The 2,633-nt window shown below is 41.2% G+C and carries 1 protein-coding gene; it reads left to right on the plus strand.

Annotation, left to right across the window (positions count from 1 at the left end; genetic code table 11):
• Window positions 1-594: 594 nt before the first annotated feature.
• The gene (locus tag BTO30_RS14755; RefSeq protein WP_075399472.1) at window positions 595-2,418 is read left to right on the plus strand and encodes a reverse transcriptase/maturase family protein; all 1,824 of its coding nucleotides are present in this window, start codon (window positions 595-597) and stop codon (window positions 2,416-2,418) included.
• Window positions 2,419-2,633 lie beyond the last annotated feature (215 nt).

The raw sequence follows: 2,633 nt of genomic DNA on the forward strand, positions 1-2,633 counted from the left end.
GCGACCATAAGGTCACATAAGAAATTTCCACTAGCAAGGAACAGGTTAGGCCACAACGACCTGTCGTCACCCAGCTTATCCGTGAGGGAAACCAAATATCGGGGAGTGTAGCATGCTGGGAAAGCCATAAGTTACCGAAATACCACGATACGACTGAATGGCAAGACGAAAAATTGTAAACGAGGATGAAAGCTAAACTGCCTGAATGACAGTCCGAGGGGATTAATGGTCCATCTATAGCGGAAGGTATTTATAAACGCTATACAGCCAAAGGATACGAAATAACTGTAGGTTCGTTTCCGATTACGCAACTGATTAATTGCATGTCAGTTGTGAAGTGGTCTAAGGCTGACCGTCTTCAATAAGAAGAAAAGGGCGAACGTCACATCCGACATTACAATGCGCTTGTTCTTATGTGTGCTAAATGGTGATTACCTAAGTTGGAACGCCCTACAGGGCTATGTACAAAGGTACTGAATATCCAATATGGTAACGGAGCTCTCGTAGTAGTCCGAGACAGGGAAAGCCTGTTACATGGCGAAGGAGAGCAGTTTATCTTGTCTTACACAACATTGGAAAGGAGCGTGAGGCTCTATGAGAAGTCCAAACATAGTGTTAGACAATCTGGCGAAACAGGCTACTCGTGATGATTATAAAATCCGCAGGCTATACAGAAACCTGTACAACGCTGAATTTTATCTTATTGCCTACTCAAAGGTATACAGCAAAGAAGGCAATATGACCAAAGGTGTCGACGAAATTACCATTGATGGAATGAGTCTAAAACGCATTGAAAACCTAATAGAAAGTTTAAAGGATTACAGCTACCAGCCGAAGCCGTCAAGAAGGGTATACATCCCAAAGAAAAACGGTGGTAAACGTCCATTAGGTATTCCGTCATTTGAAGATAAGTTATTGCAAGAAGTTGTCAGAATGATACTGGAAAGTATCTATGAGCCGAATTTTTCTGATCGTTCCCATGGTTTCCGTCCGGAAAGAAGCTGTCATACAGCCCTTACACAGGTAAAGGAACAATTTACAGGGGCTAAATGGTTCGTCGAAGGTGATATTAAAGGTTTCTTTGATAATATCGACCACCATACGCTTGTCGCCATACTGAAAAGAAAGATTGAGGACGAGGCATTTATAAACCTCATCTGGAAGTTTCTAAAGGCAGGTTATATGGAAGAATGGCAATACCATAAAACGTACAGCGGAACGCCGCAAGGCGGAATAATCAGCCCTATTTTGTCAAACATCTATTTAAACGAGCTTGACCGATTTATCGAAAAGTATAAAGCCTTGTTCGATAAAGGGAAAGCAAGAAAAAGACTACGTGAATATAGAACCCGTGAAATGAGGCTCTCGCGAGCAAAAAAGAAATACGGGGAAAAATGGACTGAGCTGAACGAAGAAGAAAAAGAAACGGCACGACTTCATGTGAAATCACTTAAAAATCATATGATGGAGTTACCCTATAAAGATCCGATGGACGATGGCTACAAACGGCTGCAATACACAAGATACGCAGACGACTTTCTTATAGGGGTCATTGGCAGTAAAGAGGATTGCCAAATCATAAAACGTGACTTGACCAATTTTCTTGAGAGCGAGTTGAAAATTGAATTGTCTCAAGAAAAAACGCTGATTACACATTCAAGGGAGCGGGCACGTTTTCTTGGATATGATGTAAAAATTAGTCACGACAATAAAACGGCAAAATATACAGCCAGTGGTCACAAACAGCGTACTCGAACAATGAGCTGTGAACTGCTTATGCCGCACGAAGTGTGGAGAAATAAGCTGATCGAGTACGGAGCGCTTAAAATCGACTCGAAAACAAAAAAATGGAAATCGACACATCGTGCGCATCTTATACAAAATGACGATTTAGAAATTTTGATGATCTACAACGCAGAAATTAGAGGTCTGTATAACTACTATCAATTGGCAAACAATGTTTATAAATTGGACAGCTTTAAACACATTATGGAGTATAGTATGTATAAAACATTTGCCAATAAATACAAATCCAGTGTAAAGAAGATCATCCATAAATTTAGCATAAATGGTCATTTTGGAGTTCGATACGATACGATCAGCGGAAAAAGAGTTTCGTACTTCTACAAAGACGGGTTCAAGAAGAAGAACCAGGTCTATAAGTCAAATAACATTGACTCTATTCCTGCGGAAAGAAACATCATTTATAACAGAACGAGTTTAGTCAAACGACTTTTAGCAGAAAAATGTGAATGGTGTAGTGCGGAAAATGTGCCCCTAGAAATCCATCATGTAAGAAAGCTAAAAGACCTGAAAGGTAAGAAAAGGTGGGAAAAGCGAATGATTGAAAGAAATCGCAAAACTATGGCACTGTGCACAAAATGCCACCTTGACTTGCATAATGGGAAGCTGGATTGATAAATGGAGAGCCGTATACGTCGAGAGGTGTACGTACGGTTCGGGGAGGAGTGCTTGGAAACCTGTCATGGAAACATGAAAAGGCGCCGGGTGCTTACTCTACTTCCTGCCCTGCTCATGGGTTGGCTGGGGGCATCCACCTTGTTCAGGATTAGGAGCTGGTAATATTCCATCAAGCCAAGTTACAGCCGTGGCCACCATTAAAAAATATTGTG

The sequence above is a fragment of the Domibacillus antri genome (assembly GCF_001936625.1).
Lineage (GTDB): Bacteria > Bacillota > Bacilli > Bacillales > Domibacillaceae > Domibacillus > Domibacillus antri.

What these genes read in the sequence shown, in the direction of transcription:
- BTO30_RS14755 (WP_075399472.1), top strand. Translation starts at nt 595, where the DNA reads ATGAGAAGTCCAAACATAGTGTTAGACAATCTGGCGAAACAGGCTACT.